Annotated in this window: 8 protein-coding genes; 4 read left to right on the plus strand and 4 right to left on the minus strand. The window is 66.5% G+C overall.

Translation table 11 applies throughout. The annotated features are described in order from the left end of the window. Window positions 1–224: 224 nt before the first annotated feature. From ACHQ4I_RS39710 to ACHQ4I_RS39720, 3 genes are all read right to left on the minus strand, one after another. On the minus strand, window positions 225–7631 hold the full coding sequence (locus tag ACHQ4I_RS39710) for an amino acid adenylation domain-containing protein (protein WP_420777053.1): 7407 nt from the start codon (window positions 7629–7631) through the stop codon (window positions 225–227). A gap of 255 nt (window positions 7632–7886) precedes the next feature. Beyond that, the gene (locus ACHQ4I_RS39715) at window positions 7887–8093 is read right to left on the minus strand and encodes a hypothetical protein (protein WP_420777054.1); all 207 of its coding nucleotides are present in this window, start codon (window positions 8091–8093) and stop codon (window positions 7887–7889) included. Between the two features lie 663 nt (window positions 8094–8756). Beyond that, window positions 8757–9017 (minus strand): hypothetical protein, encoded by a 261-nt coding sequence (locus ACHQ4I_RS39720; RefSeq protein ID WP_420777055.1) that lies wholly within the window; start codon window positions 9015–9017, stop codon window positions 8757–8759. Between the two features lie 160 nt (window positions 9018–9177). Here ACHQ4I_RS39720 and ACHQ4I_RS39725 point away from each other — a divergent pair, with 160 nt between their 5' ends. The 4 genes from ACHQ4I_RS39725 to ACHQ4I_RS39740 all read left to right on the plus strand — a co-directional run bounded on the left by ACHQ4I_RS39725 (window position 9178) and on the right by ACHQ4I_RS39740 (window position 12007). Further along, on the plus strand, window positions 9178–10071 hold the full coding sequence (locus ACHQ4I_RS39725) for a helix-turn-helix domain-containing protein (RefSeq protein WP_420777056.1): 894 nt from the start codon (window positions 9178–9180) through the stop codon (window positions 10069–10071). Continuing rightward, a complete protein-coding gene (locus ACHQ4I_RS39730; RefSeq protein ID WP_420777057.1) occupies window positions 10068–10313 on the plus strand; it encodes a DUF397 domain-containing protein in 246 nt (81 codons plus the stop codon). The genes ACHQ4I_RS39725 and ACHQ4I_RS39730 overlap by 4 nt, the downstream gene beginning before the upstream one ends. Beyond that, window positions 10310–10519 (plus strand): DUF397 domain-containing protein, encoded by a 210-nt coding sequence (locus ACHQ4I_RS39735; protein ID WP_420777058.1) that lies wholly within the window; start codon window positions 10310–10312, stop codon window positions 10517–10519. The genes ACHQ4I_RS39730 and ACHQ4I_RS39735 overlap by 4 nt, the downstream gene beginning before the upstream one ends. 612 nt (window positions 10520–11131) lie before the next feature. Further along, window positions 11132–12007 (plus strand): endonuclease domain-containing protein, encoded by an 876-nt coding sequence (locus tag ACHQ4I_RS39740; protein WP_420777059.1) that lies wholly within the window; start codon window positions 11132–11134, stop codon window positions 12005–12007. A gap of 639 nt (window positions 12008–12646) precedes the next feature. Here ACHQ4I_RS39740 and ACHQ4I_RS39745 read toward each other — a convergent pair. Beyond that, the coding region (locus ACHQ4I_RS39745; RefSeq protein ID WP_420777060.1) for an amino acid adenylation domain-containing protein at window positions 12647–15628 on the minus strand (2982 nt) is incomplete at its 5' end.

The raw sequence follows: 15628 nt of genomic DNA on the forward strand, positions 1-15628 counted from the left end.
GCTGCCGGGTCCGGACCGGACGGGTGCGAGCGGGCCGCGTCACGCGAACATCCCCCCGAGCGACTGCTCGCGGGCCTGGCTCGCCCGATCCTGTCCAAGCACCCGACGTTCCGGCACCCCAACCATAGGAACTTTCCTCACCTCACCCATCGTCACTACGCAGACCGGTCGCCGCCGGTGCCGGCCTGTGCGCGCACAGGCCGATGGATCTTCCGGATGGAAGATCAACTCGGGTCGCCCGGCCTCTGGACGCCCAGCAACGCACCGAGTTCGACGACCGCCGCGACGGCGCCGAATTCCGGCGCGGGCGCGCCGTCGTCCAGCACCACTGCGTGCAGATCCTCCAGCCCCGTCACATCGACGGTCCCGAGACCGGAACGATCGATGAACAGATGCGTCACCCATTCGTCGGCCAGTAGGGCCGACAGCGTTACGTTGTCCAGCTCACCGCCCGCGGTCACCACCACCGACGCACCGTTCTCACCGGCCGCGACGACTTCCAGCAGCGCCGCCGCCGAATCCGCCCGGCCGTACCGGAACAGACGGGATTCGAAGGTCAGCTCGGTGCGCGCCCGCAGTCGCTTGGTCGCCAGCGCGATGTCGTTGTAGGACAGAGCCACCGCGGCGACGAAGGCCGGATCCTCACCGCGCAGCGCCTGGGTCCGGTTCGCATAGGTCACCGGTCGCGGCGATTCGGCGGCGATCTCGCTGACCACGGCCGGATCGTCGAGCACGAGCCAGTCGATACTGCCCGCATCGGCGGGAGCCCGCCCGGTGGTGAGGCCGACCTTGATCTCCAACCCGCCCGGCAGCCCTGCGCCAGCGGCGACCGGAGTCAGCGCCGCGCCGGCCTTGAGCACCGCCCAGGTGGCGACAACCGCGTCCACGCCCCGATCGAGCCGGATCGCGACGCCGGTGCGCGGTCCGCAGCCACGGCCGATCAGCACCCGAGCCAGTCGCGATGACCTGGCGTCGAGCTCCTGGAAGGACACCGCGTCCTCGCCGAAGACCACCGCGGGCCCGTCCGGATCCTCCTCGACCGCGGCGGCCAGCGCCTGGGTCAGTGCCGCACCGCTGGTGACCGGCACACCGTCGGCCGCCTCATCCAGCGCGCTGTCCGGCGCGGCCAGTGCGCGATCGCGTTCGGCCGCGTCGAGGATGTCGATATCGCCGAGGCTGACCTGCGGATCCGCGACGACCGCGCGGCAGATGCGATCGAGCCTGCGCCCGAACGCCTGCACCGTCGATGCGTCGAAAAGGTCTGTCGCGTAATTGAATACCGCGACCAGCTCGCCGGGCGCGCCGTCGTCGCGATGGCGCGGCTCGATGGTCAGCTGCAGATCGAACTTCGCCGCGACCGCGCCGGTATCCAGCGCCGCGACCGTCAGACCGGGCAGTTCCAGCTTCGGCGGCTCGATATTGTCGAACGACAGCACCACCTGGAACAGCGGATTGTGCGAGGTCGCGCGGTTCGGCAGCACCACCTCGACCACCCGCTCGAACGGGATATCGGCATTGCCGAAGGCCGAAAGATCGGTTTCGCGAACATGTTCGACGAGCGCGTCGAAGGTGGTCGCCGATTCGGTCGCGGTGCGCAGCGCCAAGGTATTGACGAACATGCCGACCAGATCGTCGAGCGCGCGCTCACCGCGACCGGCTATCGGGGTGCCGATCGTGATATCGGAGCTACCCGACAACCGGGCCAGCAGCACCGCGAGCGCGGCGTGCACGACCATGAACAGCGACGAATTGTGTTCGCGGGCAATGCGGATCAGCCCGGCGTGCACCTCGGGCGAGAGCGTGAAGCCGGTCGACGCACCGCGCATGGACGGGACCGCGGGACGTGGCCGGTCCAGCGGCAGCTCGAGCGCGCCGGAATGTCCGGCCAACTGGTCGCGCCAGTAGGCCAATTGCTGTGCGGCCACCGAGTTTTCGTCGTCATCGCTGCCGATGACCTCGCGCTGCCAGATCGCGAAGTCGGCGTACTGCACCTCGAGCGGGGTCCACGTCGGGACATCGCCAGCGCAGCGCGCGGCGTAGGCGAGCATCAGATCGCGGGCCAGCGGGGCCATCGACGCGCCGTCGGCCGAAATGTGGTGCACCACCATGGCCAGCAGATGACGGTCCGGGGAATCGCCGCGCAGCAGCACGCCGCGCACCGGAACCTCTTCGGTCACATCGAATCCGGTCGACATCAGCTCGGTGATGCGGACGATGGGATCTCTGGTCGACTCCACCGCGAGCCCGCCCGGCCAGGCCTCGGCGACCGGCAGGATCTCCTGGTACGGCAGCCCACCCGGACCCGTCGACGGGTAACGGGTGCGCAGCGCCTCGTGCCGCTCGAGGACATCGGCGACGGCATCGCGCAGCGCCTGCACATCGAGCGCACCGGTCAGGCCGATGCCCAGCGGGATGTTGTAGGCCGCCGAACGCGTATCGAACTGATTGAGCACCCACATGCGCTGCTGGGCCAGCGACAGCGGCACCCGATCGGGGCGCGCCGCCGCGACCAGCGGGGCACGGGAGCCGGCCGAGGAACCGGGCACGATCCGCGCGGCCAGCGCCGCGACGGTCGAGGCCTCGAACAGTTCGCGCACCGAGACATTCGCGTCCAGCGCCTCGTTGATCCGGCTGACCGCCCTGGTGGCCAGCAGCGAGTTGCCGCCGAGGCCGAAGAAGTCGTCGTCCAGGCCGACGTCGCGCGTGCCGAGCAGTCCGGCGAACACACCGGCCACGGCCTGCTCGATGGGCGTCTGCGGGGCGCGGTAGGTGACGCTGCTGACGAATTCGGGCGCGGGCAGCGCCTTGCGGTCCAGCTTGCCGTTCGGGGTCAGCGGCAGCGCGTCCAGTACGACGATCACGTCGGGAACCATGTAGGCGGTGAGGAATTCGGCGACCGCGGCCCGCAGCTCGGCGGCGTCCACCTGCGCATCCGCCTCGGCGACCACGTATCCGACCAGGCGATCACCGGCGTGTTCGTCGGAGCGCACCAGCACCACGGACTGGCTCACCGAAGGCTGGGCGAGCAGCGCCGATTCGATCTCACCGAGTTCGATGCGGAAGCCGCGCAACTGCACCTGCTGGTCGCTGCGCCCGGCGTATTCGAGATTCGCCTGACCGGCGAATCCGGCCCAGCGGCCGAGGTCGCCGGTGCGGTACATGCGAGATCCGGGCGCTCCGAACGGATTCGCCACGAAACGGGTCGCGGCCAGGCCGGGCCGACCGAGGTAGCCGCGGGACAATTGCGCACCGCTGACATAGATTTCGCCGGCCACCCCGACCGGGGCCGGATGCACGCGATCGTCGAGCACGTAGCTCTCCAGGCCGGGCAGCGCGCGGCCGATGGCACTGGCCGGATTCTCGGCGAGTTGCTCATCGAGGGCCAGGAACGACACGTGCACCGTGGTTTCGGTGATGCCGTACATATTGACCAGCCACGGCGCGTTGTAGGCGTGCCGCTCGTACCAGCGCCGCAGCTGGCGCAGATCCAGTGCCTCACCGCCGAATACGACATAGCGCAGGGCGAATTTGGCCTGATCGCCCGCGTGCGAGGCGCGGTCGGCCTCGGCGAGCTGATAGAACGCCGAGGGCGTCTGGTTCAGCACGGTGACCTGTTCGCGAATCAGCAACTCGCGGAACTGTTCCGGGGAACGGGAGGTCAGGTAGTCCACGACCACGACGGTGCCGCCGTTGGCGAGCGCGCACCACAGTTCCCACACCGAGAAGTCGAAGGCGAAGGAGTGGAACAGCGTCCACACATCGGTCTCGTCGAATTCGAACATCAGCTGGGTGTTGGCGAACAGCTCCACCACATTGCGGTGGGCGACGCCGACGCCCTTCGGGACACCGGTGGAGCCCGAGGTGTAGATGACGTAGGCCAGGTTGTCCGGGCGCAGGCGGGCGGTGCGCTCGATATCGGTGATCGACGATTCGCCGAAGCCGGCGGTGTCCTCCAGCAGTACGACCGGAATACCCGTCGCCGGAATGTCTTCCAGTAGATCGGCCGTGGTCAGCACGCAGGTCGGCTGGGCGTCGGTCAGCATGAACTCGAGCCGCTGCGCCGGGTAGGTGGTGTCGATGGGCAGATATCCGGCACCGGCGGTGAGCACACCGAGCAGTGCGATGGGCAGCTGTTCGGTCCGCCCGACCGCGACGGCCACCAGCGATTCCGGACCCGCGTCGCGCGCCATCAGCGCCCGCGCCACCCGGTTCGCGCGCCGCTGCAGTTCACCGAAACTCAGTGCGATATCACCGAATCGGACCGCGATCGCATCCGGGCGGCGACGCGCCTGCTCCTGGATCAGGTCGACAAGTGTCACGTCCGGAACCGTCGCCCCGGCCGAATTCCATTCGTGCAGTACGAGATCGCGCTCGCCGGGGGCCAGCAGATCGATATCGCCCAGCACCGCATCGGAATCGTCCGCCACCGCGGCGAGCACACGCAGGAAACGATCGGCGAAGTCCTGCACGGTCGCGGGTTCGAACAGGTCGGTGGCGTAGGTGAAGGTCGCCGACATCCCCTGTGCCGCACCGTGTGCGTCGGTGTTCTCCGCGATCTCCAGTTGCAGATCGAACTTGGCCAGCGATACCGCGTGATCCACACCCGAGACGGTCAGCCCCGGCAGCTCGAGTTCGGTGCGCGCCAGGTTCTGGAACACCAGCATCACCTGGAACAGCGGATGCCGGGCGGCCGAGCGCACCGGATCCAGCAGCTCGACCAGCCGCTCGAACGGCACGTCGGCGTGGCCGAAGGCCGCCACGTCGACCTTGCGCACCGCGCGCAGAAGGTCGTCGAAACTCATGGCCGGATCGATCTCGGTCCGCAGCACCAGGGTGTTGACGAACATGCCGATCAGATCGTCCAGCGCCGCCTCGCCGCGACCGGCCACCGGCGTGCCCACCGCGATATCGCGGGTGCCCGACAGCCGGGCCAGCAGCACCGCGAGCGCGGCGTGCACGACCATGAAGAGCGTCGAATTGTGTTCGTGCGCAAGATGGTTGAGCTTGGCGTGGATTGCCGCGTCGACATCGAAGGCGATGACCGCGCCGTGGTTGGACGCGGTGGCCGGACGCGGCCGATCCGCGGGCAGATCCAATTGTTCGGGCAGCGCGGCCAATTCGTCGCGCCAGAACGCGATCTGCTGCGCGAAGACCGATTCCGGATCGTCCTCGCTGCCGAGGGTTTCGCGCTGCCAGATGGTGTAGTCGGCGTATTGCACCGCAAGCGGCGGCCATTCGGGCCGTCCACCGCGCACCCGGTCGGAGTAGGCCGACATCAGGTCGCGGGCCAGCGGGCCGAGCGAAAAACCGTCCGCCGCGATGTGGTGCACCACGCAAACCAGCACGTATTCGGATTCGCCGAGCCGGAACAGTCGCAGGCGCACCGGGGGCGCGACCGTCACATCGAATCCGGCCAGCACCTCGGCGACGATCAGATCCGAAAGCTCAGGTGCGGCAGCGGTGGTCACCGCCAGGTCCGGCACCGCGCGCGCATCGCTCGCGGGCAGCACCACCTGGAAGCCCTCGCCGTCGATATCCGGGTAGATGGTGCGCAGCACCTCGTGCCGCTCGGCCAGATCGCGCGCCGCGGCGCGCAGTGCATCGATATCCAGTCGCCCGGACAGCCGCACCGCGAGCGGAATGTTGTTGACCGCGCTCGCGGTATCGAAACGGTTCAGGAACCACATCCGCTGCTGCGCGTAGGACAGCGGAATCCGGTCCGGGCGGGTCTGCGCGGTGAGCGCCCGACCGATGGCCGAACCCGCGTGCTGCTCAACGCGTTGGGCCAGTACGGATACCGTGGAGGCCTCGAAGATCAGCTGCACCGGCACCCGCACGTCGAGTGCGAAACCGATGCGCGCGGCCGCCTGCGCGGCCAGCAGCGAGTTGCCGCCGAGTTCGAAGAAATCGTCATCCGCGCCGACGCGCGCGTCATCGCCGCTAGCGACTGCTTGCAGGTCGCTCGAAACAACACGACCGCCGAGCAGCAGGGCCGCGAATACCTCGGCGACGATCTCCTCGACGGGTGTCGACGGTGCGCGGAACTGCCGCGCGGCGAAGACGGGTTCGGGCAGCGCCGCGCGGTCCAGCTTGCCGACCGGGGTCAGCGGAATCTCGTCCAGCACCACAATGGCGGCCGGAATCATGTAGTCGGGCAGCGATTCCCCGATATGGGCCGCCAGTACACCGGTATCGACGGAGGCGTCGGCACGCGGCAGCACGTAGGACACCAACGCGGTCGTGCCCGAGGGCAGCGTCTTGCCGAGGGTGGCCGCGAAGTCGACATCCGGGTGCGCGGTGAGCACATTATCGATCTCGCCGAGTTCGATGCGCAGACCGCGAATCTTGACCTGGAAATCGGATCGGCCCAGATACTCCAGACCCCCGGTGTCGGTGCGCCGCACCAGATCTCCGGTGCGGTACAGGCGCGCACCCGGGCTATCGGCCTCCGTGCCGAACGGGCTGGCCACGAAGCGCTCCGCGGTCAGCTCCGGACGGCCGAGATAGCCCTGCGCGAGGACCGCGCCCGAGACATAGAGTTCGCCGACGACACCCGCGGGCACCGGACGCAGTCGCGCGTCGAGAATGAAGGCCCCCACGCCCGAAATGGCGGAGCCGATGGTGACCGGCTCACCGGGCTGCAGCGCCGCGGTGCTGGTGACCATGACGGTCGCCTCGCTCGGCCCGTACGCGTTGAACATGGACCGGCCGTGATCGCCCCAGCGCGCCACTAGATCCGCGCCGAGCCGGTCGCCACCGGCCACTACGACCTGCAGATCCTCCAGATCGTTGGTATCGAGCGATTCCAGCGCACCCGGCGTGATCAGCAGGTGGGTGACCTGCTCGCGGCGCAGCAGATCCGCGAGTTCGACACCGCCGAACACCGTCGGCGGTGCAATGACGAGTGTCGCCCCCACCGAAAACGTGAACAGCGTTTCCATCATCGAGAAGTCGAAGCTGGGCGAGCTGAGATGGGAGACGCGCGCATCCGCGTCGATCAGATAGTGCTCACCGACCGCCGCCAGACCGGCCAGACCGGTGTGGGTGACCGCGACGCCCTTCGGCTTACCCGTGGAACCCGAGGTGTAGATGACATAGGCGGGGTGCTGTTCATTCACCGTGCGCACCCGGTCCGCATAGGAAACCGGATGGTCCGGACGGGCCGCGATCCGCTCGGAAACCACCGGATCGTCCAGTTCGATCCAATAGGTAGAGGTGCCGAGCTTGGCCCGATGCGCCTTCGTCGTGAGGCCGAACTCCGCGCCCGAATCGGTCACGATGTGCTCGATCCGGTCCGACGGATAATTGGGATCGACCGGCACATAGGCCGCGCCCGTCTTCGCGATCGCCCACAGCGCGATGATCGATTCGACCGAACGGGTAATACCCATCGCGACGTAGTCGCCCGCGCCGATACCGCGCTCGATCAGCTCGCGCGCCACCCGCGAGGAAGCGGCGTCGAGTTCGCGATAGGTGAGTTCACGCTGATCGGCGGGATCGCCGGTCGGATTGAACCGGAGCGCGACGGAAGTGGCCGCGGACTCCACCGCTGCGGTGAGCAGCTGGGCGAACAGCGGGCTGCCCGACCTGCGGCGACGACTACCACGGGCGGAACGACGGGCAGTTTCCATTCGGGTGCATTTACCTCTCGAGTCGAGCTAGGACGTGCCCCGCCCTCCTTCAGGGCTGTAGCGCCGGGGCCAAGCACAGTCCGAGCCATCATATAAGCCTGCGGCACGCACAGCCGCGCCTCCGCCACATGGGCGCAGACGCGACAGCTGTGTATCGGTCTCGGATGATCGATGTTGCGAACCGGCCGACCCCTAGTGAATTTCGTCACATATCGGCCGGGCGGCTACGGCTCCCGGGAAACCGAAACCCACACCTCACTCGTCGAGCCAGACCTCGATCTGATCGAGGTCTTCGGTCGAATAGATATTCGCGCCGTCCTCGGCGTCGAGCAGCATCCAGTCGTAGGGCACCCGGGAAGCGCGTTCGAGCCGATATCCCGCACGCTTGGCTCGCGCGGTGAGTTGTCGAATCCGCTCCGATATCGGATCAGTTCGTTCCGGCCGAAGCCTGTCGTCATCCACTACACGAACCGCCCTCGTCTATCTCGCGAGGGCGGAGTGAATTCCGCCCAGTACTCATGCCGAATCGCATCCCATAACCGCGAGAGCTCGGGGAATCGCTCCCGCATCTGCACCAGGTCCGGGGCGGAAGCCGCGGCGGAGGAAACCAAGGGCTTCTCGGACCCGTTGCGTACCAGGAGTATCCGAATGCGGTGATGGTCTATCCGCCATTCGGCCGACCAGCAATCCACCTCGGTGCGACGCTCGCCCATCCTCGCCCCTACCTATGCGGATCGGATGCGAGGGACTCGAGCCTGTCCAGCACCTCACGCAACGTCCCCGGCGAGTGGCCGAATGGCGGCGGTGCGTCGACCTCCGTTGCGGGGTAGTCGAGACCTCTCGCGGCGGCGCGTTCACGCGGGCTCATCGACTGCGGAACCAACCGCCCGGCCAAGACGAGCGTCTGATACGCCGCCGACTTCCACACGCACCGGCTGATCCGACATGCGCGATGCTTTTGCCACAGCCCGTGCGCGAGTATCACGTCCACGGCATCGCAAAGCGGCGGCACGGTCACGAGTACCTGTCGCCCGGTCATGCCGCGCCCATTTCAGCGGCCACCAACATCATTGGGAGACAGATGGTTTCAATATCGAAGCCCGCACATTTGGCACGCAATTCGCCTCACACCCCCGACTTTCCGGAGTCGAATGGCTTCGCAGCCAAGGTGTTTCGCCCCAACTGCGTGATCTGGTAGCGCCCCCTCCGCGCTTCGGTGGTCACGACGAGCGCACGGTCGGTGAGATTTGCCAGGGCTTGGCGCGTCTTCCATTTCGTAAGGCTCGCCGACATCATGATCTGCTGTTCTGTAAGCATCCCACCGCAGTTCAGCGCTCGTAAGACACGCCCCTGAGCTACGTTGAGGCTTCCGTGTTGCTCGGCCATGTGGTTATGTTGCTGCCCACGCACGGCGTCAGTGGGTCCGATGCGGACAGTCCAATCAAAGTTGGCGGTTCGCCCAGAATTCGGACCGGGCAAGACACGGGATAAGTCCGAATCGGACTACGCCCTGGGCCGTTTCGGACCAGCGGGGAAAAGGGGAGCCATGGTGAGGGAGGATCAACCGGACTCGACGCTGCCGCGTCGCCAACTCGGCCGCGCGCTTCGAGAGGCCCGCGAAGGTGCCGGCTTCACGCTCGAGCAGGCGGCGCGGGAGATGGAGATAGGCAAGGCCTCGGTTATACGGGTTGAAAAGGGGCACAACGATAAGGTCAAGATGCGCGACGTCGAGGGGTACGGCCGCGTCTATGGTCTCGATGCGCAACGGATCGAGGAACTGAAAGCCCTTGCGCAGGAGACCGCTACGAAGTCTTGGTGGCTGGGATTTCGCCATTTGATGCGGTCCGGATACGGCACATATCTGGGGCTCGAATCCAGCGCATCACGGCTGACCGTCTATCAGCCGATGATCGTTCCCGGACTGCTTCAGTCGATCGACTATGCCCGAGCCATCGAGCGACCATTTCTACCGAGCGACACACCAGAAGATCTCGAACGCCGAGTAGAAGTGCGATTACGACGAACCGCGATTCTGACTCGGCAGCATAACCCGATAGCTGCTGACTTCATCTTGCATGAGTGCGTTCTGCATACCGTTATCGGCTCGCGCGAGATCATGGCCGCGCAACTGAGGCATATGGCCGACATGAGCACCCGACCGAACATCACTATGCGGATATTGCCGTTCGCGGCGGGACTTCCCGGCAATGCGACTCCGGTCTTGCCATACATCATTCTCGATTTCCCGGTAGACAGTAGAAGTTTCGGGACGGAGCCTCCAGTCGTCTACACCGAACACACAATCGGAACCATGTTTTTCGAGGACCAAGCCGACGTGGAACGCTACCGCGAGATTGACGACGACATCCGTTGCGCCACACTGGACGAGCAAGCATCAAGGGATCTGCTCAGGCAGGTAGCAAGGAGATACGATCCGTGACCATCGAACTAACCGACGCAGAATGGTTCAAGTCGTCGCGCAGTGGTTCGGCCGGTGAGTGCGTCGAAGTCGCCTGGCTCGAATCCGGTCACGTCGGCATCCGCGACTCGAAAAACCGCACCGGCCCCGCCCTGATCTTCACACCAGCCGAGTGGGACGCCTTCACCGCTGGCGTACACGGCGGCGAGTTCAACCGGCGCGCACAGCCGGCAGCCCTGCCACAACAGGAGATACGACCATGACCATCAACCTGACCGACGCACAGTGGTTCAAGTCATCGCGCAGTACTTCGGGCAGGGAGTGCGTCGAAGTCGCTTGGCTCGACGGCAGCCACGTCGGTGTCCGCGACTCGAAAAACCCCACCGGCCCCGCCCTAATCTTCACCCCCACCGAATGGGACACCTTCACCACCAACGTGCACGCCGGCAAACTCCCCCGCCCCACATAGTGGGTTAGTTGGTCGTGCTGCGGTAGGTCCTGTGGTCGGGCACCGACAGCCCAGGTCCGGGCGGCCCAGGATTGCGGCTGGCCCGTGGTTTTCCCGAAGTCGCATAGGCAGGCAACAGCTTCCAGCGTGGTCATCTGGCTGTGGTTGCGTTCTAGAGCGATTCTTTGTCATGGGTAGTCAAACGGCGGTTGCGGGTCGGCGGCCCAACCACCCTTCAACTCCCCTCGAAACGCTCGAGAACGCAACCACAGCCAGTCGACCGAGCTGGAAGCCATCCGCCTGCCCACCCGACTGCGGGAGGTAAGCCGGGTACGGCACACGACGCGCCCAGCACTGCACCGGCAAAACCACGCAACGCCAAACCATCCGGGGTCCGCACCCTCTGGGAGTCGGTGCAGAACAACAGGACCCACCGCAGCCCACCCAACCCAAACGCACCCACCACCCACCCCCCAATTGGACATGTGATCACGTGGAATCTATGGCGGCATCGCCCGAGAACCCCCCGCCACCAGTGCCACCTGATCTTGATCATTGCGCCACACGGAGGTCGCGCAGAGGTTCGACCTCGGGATCGGGGAACGTGTCGGTGGGTGTGGGCATAGTGCGGGGATGGGGGTATTGGATGAGCCATTCGTGGGGTCGTGGGCGATCGCGGCGGGTTTGGTCACGCGCTGGGAGCTGCGGCACAACTTTGAGCGGATCTTTCCGGATGTCTATACGCGCAAAGGGTGCTCGCTCGATGCGGGAGGCCGCGCCCGCGCCGCGGCGCACTGGGCGAAGGGTGATGCCGTGCTGATCGCTTCCTCGGCGGCCGCGATGCACAACACTCGCTGGCTCAACGCCGATCAACCCGCGGAGATCGCCAGGGCCGGACACTGCCATCCGCCGTGCGGGATCCGTGCAATCCGCTCGGTTATCGAGCCGAGCGAATGCTGTGAGGTGGACGGGTTCAATGTCACAACACCGGCGCGCACCGCATTCGACCTCGGTCGAATGCTCCCGCGCGAGCAGGCTTTACCGATTCTGGACGCACTGTGTGCAGCGACAAGACTCGCCCCGGCCGAAGTCGCGGTCTTGGCATCGAAACATCCGGGCGCACGCTTCCTCAACCGCTTGCACACAGCGCTCGCCCTCGTAGATCCAGGCGCCGAATCCCCACCCGAGACCCACACCCGCCTCCTCCTGATAGACGACGGCTTACCCCGACCCACAACACAATTGGTGATCCGCGATCACTACGGCGAATTCGTCGCGCGCGTCGACCTCGGCTGGCGAAAGTGGAAAGTCGCCGTCGAATACGACGGCGCCCAACACTGGACCAACCCCACCCAACGCACAAAAGATATAGACCGCATAGCCCGCATAGAAGCCCTGGGCTGGCGAGTAATCCGCCTCAACGCCCCCCTCCTCCACCACCGCCCCCACGTCATCCTCGACCGAGTCCGCACCGCCCTCACCACCCAGGGTGCCCGCCTGGACAACTGATCACGTGGAAACCATGGCGGCAAACCGCGAGAGCCCCCCGCCACCAGTGCCACCTGATCTTGATGACCTACGGCGCCCGGAGACACCGCCACCCACCTTGACGTTGTCTGGGTCGGGCTGCCCGACTCACCTCGAAACGCTCGAGAACGCAACCACAGCCAGTCGACCGAGCTGGAAGCCGTCCGCCTGCCCACCTGACTGCGGGAGGTAAGCCGGGTACGGCACACGACGCGCCCAGCACTGCAACGGCAAAACCACGCAACGCCAAACCATCCGGGTCCAGCACCCCCCGAGAAGTCGGTGCAGAACAACAGGACCCACCGCAGCCCACCCAACCCGAACGCCACCACCCACCCCCCTCAACTGGACACGCGATCACGTGGAATCTATGGCGGCATCGCCCGAGAACCCCCCGCCACCAGTGCCACCTGATCTTGATCTACGGCGACCCGGGTGGACGCGGCGAACCGGTGAGTGGCGAACAGATCCGCCCGCCATCTCGCCGACCGGCCCGCGCCTCGATCGGGGAGAACGCCACACCCGCCGACCTCCAAGGCAAGCTCACCGAGCTTCTGACTGACCACGAGCCTCGTCGCAGGCAGCCTGAGCGCTCGGACATCCGAACGCCGCCCAGCAACCTCAGTCATAACTCGGGGTAAATTCCCGCCACCTGCTGGTCAGCACCTTGCCGATCTCGGCGAGACCCTCGGCGGCGGTCATGCGCCAGTGGGTGGTCGGGACCGCGCGATTGTCGACCGCGCCGTCCACCACCTCGGCCCAGATGGACGCGCCGATCGCGCCGGTGGGGTCGTCCAGCGCTGCGGTGAAGTAGATGACATCGCCGTGGAAGCGGGCTGGGCGGTAGGCGTTGCGCAGGACGACCGAATGTACGGCCGTGTCCAGTACCCGGGTGAAGCGGTCGGAGCCGAAGGAGGCGAACGGCTCCGGCAGCTCGACCAGCCGTTCGGCCAGTCTGTCCCAGTCCACGTCGGTATCGAAGCCCAGGTCACCGGCCTGTTCGCCGAGCAATCCACCGATCAGCTCGGCGACCGGGACCGGCGAACCCGCCCCCTCCGTGCGTTCGTCGGGCGGATCGGCCATATAGCTATCCATTACCGCGAGCGTGGCCACCTCCTGTCCCGCGCGCTGCAGTTGTACCGCGATCTCGTGCGCGAAGACACCGCCCATAGACCAGCCGATCAGGTGATACGGCCCCTCCGGCTGGACCGAGCGGATCGCCTCGACGTAGATCCGCGCCCACTCTTCGATCGTGTCCGGCAGGACCGCTTCCGCGGCCAAACTCGGGGCCTGCACGCCGTAGATCGGACGCTCCGGATCGAGATACGCGGCGAGACCCGCGAACGACCAGGCGATACCGGATACCGGGTGAATACAGAACAGCGGCTCTGCCGAACCCTTCGCGCGCAGCGGCAAAACAACGTCGAAGGCCGCCTCGCCCTCGACCTGACCACTTGCCCGGCGCGCCAACTCGGCGACGAACTCGCCCGGCGTCGGCGCGGTGAACACCCGCATCACCGGAATCTTCTCCCCGAGCGCCGAACTCAGCCGCGCGGTCAGCTTCGTGGCGATCAGCGAGTTGCCGCCGCGTTCGAAGAAGTTGTCGTCCATGCCGAATTCATCCAGGTCGAGCACGTTCGCGAAAGCGGCGGCGACGGTTTCCTCGACCGGTGTGGCGGGCGCGCGGTATTCGCGTGCATCGAAGGCCGGGTCGGGAAGAGCGCGCCGGTCCAGCTTGCCGTTGGGTGTCAGCGGCATGACGTCGAGCACGATTATCGCGGCGGGAACCATATAGCCGGTGAGGAATTCGGCCACCTGTGTGCGCAGTTCATCGGGATCGAGGCGGACGCCGGAGGCGGGCACCACGTAGCCGAGGAGTTGATCGCCGAGGCGTTCGGTCGAGCGAACGAGTACCACCGCCTGGCTCACCCCTGGACAGCGGAGAAGCGCGGATTCGATCTCGCCGAGCTCGATTCGGAAGCCGCGCAACTGGACCTGCCGATCGCCGCGCCCGGCGTAGGCCAGCCCCGTCAGCTCGTCGAAATTGCCCCAGCGCCCGAGGTCACCGGTGCGGTACATGCGCGAACCCGGTGCGCCGAACGGATTAGCGACGAACCGCGCGGCGGCCAGCCCCGGCCTGCCGAGGTAACCCCTGGACAGCTGGGCCCCGGCCACGTAGATCTCGCCCGGCGTACCGACCGGCACCGGATGCAACCGCTCGTCGAGGACATAGCCGTCGAGGCCGGGCAGCGCGCGGCCGATCAGGCTGTCCGGGTTGTCCGCGATCTGCTTGTCCAGCGCCAGGAACGACACGTGCACAGTGGTTTCGGTGATGCCGTACATATTGACCAACCGCGGCGCGTCCGCGGGATGGCGCTCATACCAGCGCCGCAACTGGCGCAGATCCAGCGCCTCACCGCCGAATACGACATGACGCAGCGCGAACTCGCCATCGGCGTCCGTTGCGGAGCGGTCCGCCTCGATGAGTTGGTAGAACGCCGAAGGCGTTTGGTTCAGCACCGTAACTTTTTCGCGAATCAGCAACTCGCGGAACAGTTCCGGTGCGCGAGAAGTCGCATAGTCGACCACGACGACCGTGCCGCCGGTGGCCAATGCGCACCACAGTTCCCATACCGAGAAGTCGAAGGCGAAGGAGTGGAACAGCGTCCATATATCGGTCTGGTCGAAACCGAACAGCGGCTGGGTATTCGCACACAGCTCCACCACATTGCGGTGGGCGACACCGACGCCCTTCGGCACACCAGTCGACCCCGAGGTGTAGATGACGTAGGCCAGGTGATCCGGGAGCAGCGGTGCGATGCGGTCGGCGTCGCTGATCGGCCCGTCGGCGAATTCCATTGTCTCTTCGAGCAATATCACCGGCAGGTCGCCGAGCGGCACATCCGCGCGCTGCTCCACGGTTGTGAGCACACAGACCGGAGCCGCGTCGGATAGGACGAACGCCAGCCGCTGCGCCGGGTAGGTGATGTCGATCGGCAGGTAGGCGGCACCGGCGGTGAGCACACCGAGCAAGGCGATCGGCAACTCCTCGGTGCGTGAAACCGCAACGGCCACCACTGATTCCGGACCAGCACCCGCGGCGATCAGCGCTCTGGCCACCCGGTTCGCGCGTCGCCGCAGCTCGGCGAAGCTCAGTGCGGTGTCGCCGAAGCGGACCGCTACCGAATCCGGTCTGCGTCTGGCCTGATCGGCGATCAGGTCGGGCAGCGTCGCGGCGGGCACCCACGCGCCGCGTGCATTCCATTCGCGCAGCAGGCCGGTGCGTTCATCGGGTCCGAGCAGATCGATATCGCCGACGGTCACCGTCGGATCGGCGACGACCGCGGCGAGGATCCGGGCGAATCGATCGGCGAAGCCCTGCGCGGTCGCGGCGTCGAACAGATCTCTCGCGTAGGTGAATTCGGCCAGGATGCCCTGGGTGTCATCGCGCGGGCCGACCCGCTCGGTGAGTGATAGGCGCAGGTCCACCGCGTTCGAATCCGCGCCACCCCGCAACTCCACCACACTCGGATCCGCGCCACCCCGCAAGCCCACCACACTCGAGTCCGCGCCACCCCGCAGCTCCACCACACTCGAGTCCGC

The sequence above is a fragment of the Nocardia nepalensis genome, assembly GCF_048910785.1.
In the GTDB taxonomy this organism is placed as follows: Bacteria; Actinomycetota; Actinomycetes; order Mycobacteriales; family Mycobacteriaceae; genus Nocardia; species Nocardia nepalensis.

What these genes read in the sequence shown, in the direction of transcription:
- ACHQ4I_RS39710 (WP_420777053.1), bottom strand. Translation starts at nt 7,631, where the DNA reads ATGGAAACTGCCCGTCGTTCCGCCCGTGGTAGTCGTCGCCGCAGGTCG.
- ACHQ4I_RS39720 (WP_420777055.1), bottom strand. Translation starts at nt 9,017, where the DNA reads ATGGCCGAGCAACACGGAAGCCTCAACGTAGCTCAGGGGCGTGTCTTA.
- ACHQ4I_RS39725 (WP_420777056.1), top strand. Translation starts at nt 9,178, where the DNA reads ATGGTGAGGGAGGATCAACCGGACTCGACGCTGCCGCGTCGCCAACTC.
- ACHQ4I_RS39735 (WP_420777058.1), top strand. Translation starts at nt 10,310, where the DNA reads ATGACCATCAACCTGACCGACGCACAGTGGTTCAAGTCATCGCGCAGT.
- ACHQ4I_RS39740 (WP_420777059.1), top strand. Translation starts at nt 11,132, where the DNA reads ATGGGGGTATTGGATGAGCCATTCGTGGGGTCGTGGGCGATCGCGGCG.